This window comes from Methylophaga sp. SB9B (genome assembly GCF_004832235.1).
In the GTDB taxonomy this organism is placed as follows: domain Bacteria; phylum Pseudomonadota; class Gammaproteobacteria; order Nitrosococcales; family Methylophagaceae; genus Methylophaga; species Methylophaga muralis.
In genome coordinates, this window is record NZ_SSXS01000018.1 from 3,670 (window position 1) to 11,258 (window position 7,589).

3 protein-coding genes are annotated in these 7,589 nt (G+C 44.0%); all 3 read left to right on the forward strand.

Annotated elements, in window-relative coordinates; all coding sequences use genetic code 11:
* Window positions 1-110: 110 nt before the first annotated feature.
* A complete protein-coding gene (gene rplL / locus E8Q33_RS14720) occupies window positions 111-485 on the forward strand; it encodes a 50S ribosomal protein L7/L12 (protein WP_069296877.1) in 375 nt (124 codons plus the stop codon).
* Window positions 486-654: 169 nt separating this feature from the next.
* Complete coding sequence (rpoB, locus tag E8Q33_RS14725; RefSeq protein WP_069296876.1) at window positions 655-4,731, forward strand: DNA-directed RNA polymerase subunit beta; 4,077 nt, start codon at window positions 655-657, stop codon at window positions 4,729-4,731.
* 53 nt (window positions 4,732-4,784) lie between these two features.
* Window positions 4,785-7,589: DNA-directed RNA polymerase subunit beta' (gene rpoC, locus E8Q33_RS14730; protein WP_136555680.1), on the forward strand; the 2,805-nt coding region annotated here is incomplete at its 3' end.

Here is a 7,589-nt window from a genome sequence, read left to right on the forward strand (position 1 = left end):
AGAAAATGGTTCGCACTTTTGCGGCCGTTCGCGACGCAAAACAAGCTGCTTAATCCATTTTGGATAAGTAACTTTTATTTAATTCTGTAAGCTTGAAATAGGAAAATATCATGGCTGTATCTAAAGACGATATCTTGGAAGCGATTTCCAATATGACAGTTGTTGAGATCGTAGATTTGATCGAAGCAATGGAAGAAAAATTCGGCGTAACTGCTGCTGCTCCTGTTGCCGCTGCTGCTGCCGCTGCTCCAGCCGCTGCTGCCGCTGAAGAACAAACTGAATTCAACGTTGTTATGACTAGCTTTGGCGAAAACAAAGTTGGCGTAATCAAAGTTGTACGTGGTCTGACTGGTCTGGGCTTGAAAGAAGCTAAAGACATGGTAGAAGGCGTTCCAGCAACTGTTAAAGAAGGCGTAGAAAAAGCAGAAGCTGAAGACGTTCTGAAACAATTGCAAGAAGCTGGTGCGACTGCTGAACTTAAGTAAGCACACCTACAATCGTGGTCAGTTTACTGCCACGAAAAAGAAAATGGCTGGTGACTTTAGTCACCGGCCTTTTTCCGTTGCAGGCCGATCGACATTCGGCCACCTACAATATATGACCCTACCTGCATTTCCGTTAAAAGAAATCAGGTGTTTCTTCGAGGTGTAATACATGGCTTATACGTTTACCGAGAAAAAACGGATTCGTAAAGATTTTGGCAAGCGACCAAGTGTCTTGACCGTTCCAAATTTACTGGCAACTCAGGTCAATTCCTATCAGGATTTCCTGCAAATGGCCGTCCCTGCTGATGAACGCAATGCAATGGGCTTGCATGCGGCATTCGAATCAGTGTTTCCGATTAAAAGTCACACTGGTATGGCTGAGCTGCAATATGTTAGCTATCGTCTCGGAACACCAGCTTTTGACGTCAAGGAATGTCAACTACGTGGTGTGACCTATGCTGCGCCTCTTAGAGTAAAAATGCGTCTGGTTATCTATGATAAAGACGCCCCTGCAAAATCAAAAGTTGTTAAAGACATAAAAGAGCAGGAAGTTTATATGGGTGAAATCCCATTAATGACGGAGAAAGGTAACTTCGTTATTAACGGAACAGAGCGAGTAATCGTTTCTCAGTTACACCGCTCCCCAGGTGTGTTTTTCGATAGCGATAAAGGAAAAACACACTCATCAGGTAAGATCCTTTATAACGCTCGAGTTATTCCATATCGTGGTTCATGGTTGGATTTTGAATTTGATCCTAAAGATGCTGTATTCGTGCGTATTGACCGTCGTCGCAAATTGCCGGCTTCAATCCTGTTACGTGCATTGGATTACAGTAACCAGGAAATCCTGGAAATTTTCTTTGAAAACGATACTTTCACCCGTAAAGGTGATGGGTTTGAATTAGCTCTGGAGCCACAACGTTTACGTGGTCAATCTGTGCCATTTGAAATTCTTAATCCAGATGGTGAAGTAATTGTTGAAGCTGAACGTCAAATTACTGGTCGTCATATTCGTCAAATGGAAAAAGCGGCAATGACGACTTTGGCAGTACCAACCAACTATTTGGTAGGTAAAGTAATCGCTAAAGATGTTATTGATCCTGCCACGGGCGAGTTGTTAGCCAATGCTAATGATGAAATAACCAGTGATTTATTAGAAAGCTTAGAGCGTTTTGGTATTAACGTTATCGATACAATTTTTGCTAACGATTTGGACCATGGTCCATACATGTCAGATACCTTACGTTTGGACGAAACTCGCAGTGCGTTAGAAGCTAAAGTTGAAATTTACCGGATGATGCGTCCTGGTGAACCACCAACAGAAGATGCTGCTCAAAACTTATTTACCAGCCTGTTTTTCAGTCAAGATCGTTATGATCTGTCGAATGTTGGTCGGATGAAATTCAACCGTCGTTTAGGTCGCGAAGAGCTGGATGGCGAAGGTATTTTATCTAAAGAAGATATCGTAGCTGTTCTGAAAGAGCTGATCGGTATTCGTAACGGTTTTGGTGTGGTCGATGATATTGATCACCTTGGTAACCGTCGGGTACGTAGCGTTGGTGAAATGGCCGAAAATCAATTCCGTGTTGGTTTGGTTCGTGTTGAACGTGCCGTTCGTGAACGTTTGAGTATTGCCGAATCTGAAGGTTTGATGCCGCAGCAACTGATCAACGCAAAACCTGTTGCCGCAGCGATTAAAGAATTCTTTGGTTCAAGCCAGTTGTCGCAGTTTATGGATCAAAACAATCCATTATCTGAAGTAACCCATAAACGTCGTGTTTCAGCGTTAGGGCCAGGTGGTTTGACACGTGAACGTGCAGGTTTTGAAGTTCGTGACGTTCACCCCACACACTACGGTCGTGTTTGCCCAATTGAAACACCTGAAGGTCCAAACATCGGTTTGATTAACTCTTTGGCATGTTATGCCAGAACGAATCAATACGGTTTTATCGAAACGCCTTACCGTAAAGTTATTGATGGCAAAGCGACTGAAGAAATTGTATATCTGTCTGCAATTGATGAAGGTGAATACCGCATCGCGCAGGCAACTATCAATCTGAACGATGATTTTTCCATTGCTGACAATATGGTTCCATGTCGTCATAAAAACGAATTTTCATTAATGCCTTCAGAGCAAGTGCAATTGATGGATGTTTCGCCACGCCAGGTTGTATCGGTTGCTGCTTCATTAATTCCATTCCTGGAACATGATGATGCTAACCGTGCATTGATGGGTTCGAACATGCAACGTCAAGCTGTGCCGACATTACGTGCCGATAAACCATTAGTGGGTACCGGTATGGAGCGTGTTGTTGCTCAGGATTCCGGTGTTATGGTTACTGCTAAACGTGGTGGCGAAGTTGACTCTATTGATGCGAGCCGTATTGTTATTCGTGTAAATGATGACGAAACTGAAGATAATGAATCAGGTGTTGATATTTACAACCTGATCAAATACGCCCGTTCAAACCAAAGCACAACGATTAATCAACGTCCTATTGTCAAGCCTGGTGATATCGTTGCTAAAGGTGATGTCTTAGCGGATGGTCCTTCAACGGATAAAGGCGAACTGGCACTGGGGCAAAATATCCTTGTGGCATTTATGCCCTGGAATGGCTACAACTTCGAAGATTCGATCTTGTTATCAGAACGTGTTGTTGAAGAAGATCGTTTCACAACCATTCACATTCAGGAACTGAACTGTCTGGCTCGTGATACTAAGTTAGGTACTGAAGAAATTACTGGTGATATTCCAAATGTCAGCGAAAGTGCGTTGGCTAAACTGGATGAATCAGGCATTGTCTATGTAGGTGCTGAAGTTAAGCCTGGCGATATTCTTGTCGGTAAAGTAACACCTAAAGGTGAAACGCAACTTACTCCTGAAGAAAAATTGCTAAGAGCAATCTTTGGTGAGAAAGCTGCTGATGTAAAAGATTCTTCTTTACGCGTACCTTCAGGTACCTACGGTACGGTTATCGATGTTCAGGTTTTCACCCGTGATGGCGTTGAGAAAGATGAGCGTACCCGTCAGATTGAAAAAGCTGAACTGGAAAAAGTCTGGGCCGATTTAAAAGACCAACACCGTATTATGGTGGATGACGTGTTTGCCCGTCTTGAGCGAACTCTGGTTGGCAAAGTAGCTGATAAAGGTCCTGACCTGAAAAAAGGTGACAAAATCACCAAGGCGTATCTGAAAGGGCTTGAGAAGTCACAGTGGTATGACATTCAGATGGCTTCTGATGAGTTGAACGCCATGCTTGAAGCGACAGCTAACCAAATCAAGCAATACCGTACTGATATGGATGAAGCTTTCCAAATCAAGAAAGATAAGTTGACTTCTGGCCATGATTTGGCGCCAGGTGTACAACGCATGGTCAAAGTTTTCTTGGCAGTTAAACGTCGTATTCAGCCCGGTGATAAATTGGCCGGTCGTCACGGTAACAAAGGTGTTATTTCAAACATCGTTCCTGTTGAAGATATGCCTTATACCCAAGATGGCCGTCCGGTCGATATCGTGTTGAACCCACTTGGTGTTCCATCACGGATGAATATCGGTCAGATCCTGGAAGTCCACCTTGGTTGGGCAGCTAAAGGCTTAGGTTATAAGATTGAAGAAATGCTACAGCAACAACGTGGCATTGCCGAAATCAGAGAGTTCTTAGGCAAAATTTATAACACCAGTGGTAAAAAAGAAGATTTGGATTCGTTAACTGATGAAGAAATCTTAGAACTGGCTGGCAATCTGCAAGCGGGTGTGCCAATGGCGACACCAGTATTTGATGGTGCTGACGAAGGCGAAATTAAAGCGATGTTGGAGTTGGCTGGCTTACCTACAACAGGTCAGGCCAAACTGATTGATGGCCGTACAGGTGAAACATTCCACCGTCCGGTTACTATTGGTTACATGCATATTTTGAAACTGAATCACTTGGTTGATGACAAGATGCATGCACGTTCAACAGGTCCTTACAGCTTGGTTACGCAACAACCGCTGGGTGGTAAAGCTCAGTTTGGTGGTCAGCGCTTTGGTGAGATGGAGGTATGGGCACTGCAAGCTTATGGTGCTGCTTATACGCTTCAAGAAATGCTGACAGTCAAATCAGATGATGTGAACGGCCGAACTAAGATCTACAAAAACATCGTTGATGGTGATTATCGGATGGATGCGGGCATGCCTGAATCCTTCAAAGTACTAACACGTGAGATTCGCTCTCTAGGTATTGATGTCGACCTGGTCGAAGAGTAAGCGCGAACCCGATAATCAGGACATATGTCGTTTAACGACAGCGGAGAAAAAATATGAAAGATTTGCTTAACATGTTAAAGCAACAAACGCAGCCGGAAGAGTTCGATGCGATTCGCATCGGCCTGGCTTCGCCAAAAATGGTCCGTTCTTGGTCATTTGGTGAAGTTAAAAAACCGGAGACCATCAACTACCGTACCTTTAAACCAGAACGCGAAGGTCTGTTCTGCTGCAAGATTTTTGGACCGGTAAAAGACTATGAATGTCTGTGTGGTAAATATAAACGCCTGAAACACCGCGGTGTAATCTGTGAAAAATGTGGCGTTGAAGTTACTGTGGCCAAAGTCCGTCGTGAGCGTATGGGTCACATCGAACTTGCCAGCCCAGTGGCACATATCTGGTTTTTGAAATCATTACCATCACGTATTTCATTGTTCCTTGACATGACTTTACGTGACATTGAACGAGTGTTGTATTTCGAAGCGTTTATTGTTGTTGATCCGGGCATGACACCATTAGAAAGAGGTCAATTACTTTCTGATGAAATGTACATGCAAGCTGTTGAAGAATATGGCGAAGAGTTTGATGCACGCATGGGTGCTGAAGCCGTTCAGGAACTGCTGAGAAGTATTGATCTGACAAAAGAAGTCGATGTTATCCGTGATCAGATTGAAGGCACTAATTCAGAAACCAAGATCAAGAAATTGACCAAACGTCTGAAGTTAATGGAAGCCTTCCTGGATTCTGGTAACAAACCAGAATGGATGGTTATGGAAGTCTTGCCGGTATTACCACCAGATTTGCGTCCATTGGTTCCATTGGATGGTGGTCGTTTCGCGACTTCAGATCTGAATGATCTGTATCGCCGCGTAATCAACCGTAATAACCGTTTGAAACGTCTGCTCGACTTAAACGCACCAGATATTATCGTGCGTAATGAAAAGCGGATGTTGCAGGAATCTGTAGACGCATTATTGGATAACGGTCGTCGTGGTCGTGCGATTACCGGTACCAACCGTATGCCATTGAAGTCCTTGGCCGATATGATCAAGGGTAAGCAGGGTCGTTTCCGTCAAAACTTGCTGGGTAAACGTGTCGATTATTCTGGCCGTTCAGTAATTGTTGTTGGTCCATATTTAAAACTGCATCAGTGCGGTCTGCCGAAAAAAATGGCGTTGGAACTGTTTAAACCATTTATTTACGGCAAACTTGAACGTAGTGGTCAAGCTACTACGATTAAAGCTGCCAAAAAAATGGTGGAACGTGAAGGGCCGGAAGTTTGGGATATTCTTGAAGAAGTTATTCGCGAACATCCAGTGTTACTTAACCGTGCACCAACACTGCATCGTTTAGGTATCCAGGCGTTCGAACCATTATTGATTGAAGGTAAAGCGATCCAGTTGCACCCGTTAGTCTGTGCCGCCTATAACGCCGACTTTGACGGTGACCAAATGGCGGTTCACGTACCTTTATCACTAGAAGCACAGCTTGAAGCACGTTCATTGATGATGGCGACAAATAATATTTTGTCACCAGCTAATGGTGAGCCAATTATTATTCCTTCACAGGACGTTGTATTGGGTCTGTATTACATGACTCGTTCATTAGTTAATGAAAAGGGTGAAGGTAGCCGGTTTGCAGATATTGCAGAACTGAGACGAGCTTATGACAACAAAGTCGTATCTTTGCATGCCAAAGTAATGGTTCGTATTGATGAAACAGACGTAACGTTGCCTGAGCCAGAACAAAATCGCACTATCCGTGTTGAAACAACAGTAGGTCGTGCAATGTTGTTCAGTATTGTGCCAAAAGGTCTGCCATTTTCAGTAGTTGATCGCACGATGACTAAGAAAGCTATCGGTGATCTGATCAATACCTGTTACCGTCGTTTAGGTTTGAAAGACACAGTCATTTTTGCTGATCAGCTGATGTATCTTGGTTTTGCCCAAGCCACTATGTCAGGTGCCTCGGTTTGTGCTGATGACATGGTTATTCCTGAAGCTAAAGGCAGCATTCTTGCTAAAGCCGAAGCCGAAGTTGAAGAAATTGCAACACAATATGCTTCTGGTTTGGTTACCGATGGTGAACGTTACAATAAAATCATCGATATCTGGTCACGTACCAATGATCAAATCGCAAAAGCGATGATGGATGGTCTGGGTACTGACACAGTACTTGATGCTGAAGGTAATAAAGTACAACAACAATCGATGAACTCCATCTATATGATGGCCGATTCTGGTGCTCGTGGTAGTGCTGCTCAGATCCGTCAGTTAGCGGGTATGCGTGGTTTGATGGCGAAACCGGATGGTTCTATCATCGAAACGCCAATCACCGCTAACTTCCGTGAAGGTCTGGACGTTTTGCAGTACTTTATTTCCACCCATGGTGCTCGTAAAGGTTTGGCGGATACCGCTTTGAAAACAGCTAACTCAGGTTATCTGACTCGTCGTTTGGTTGACGTATCTCAAGATCTGGTTGTTATCGAAGATGATTGTGGTACCACTAAAGGTATCAGCATGACACCTATTATCGAAGGCGGTGATGTTGTTGAAGCCTTAGGTGAACGTGTACTGGGTCGTGTTGTATCAGAAGATGTTCTGAATAGTGACGGTGATGTGGTATTAAGTGCCGGTCATATGATCGACGAAGCATCTGTGACAAAACTGGAACGCGAAGGTATCGACGAAGTTATGGTCCGCAGTGCGATTACCTGTGAATCACGCTACGGTGTCTGTGCATCTTGTTATGGTCGTGACTTGGGTCGTGGTCATAAGATTAACGTTGGTGAGGCCGTTGGTGTTATCGCTGCACAATCTATCGGTGAGCCTGGTACTCAGTTAACCATGCGTACCTTCCAC

Excerpts from the sequence above, each read along its gene's own strand:
- rplL (WP_069296877.1), top strand. The coding sequence starts at position 111 with ATGGCTGTATCTAAAGACGATATCTTGGAAGCGATTTCCAATATGACA.
- rpoB (WP_069296876.1), top strand. The coding sequence starts at position 655 with ATGGCTTATACGTTTACCGAGAAAAAACGGATTCGTAAAGATTTTGGC.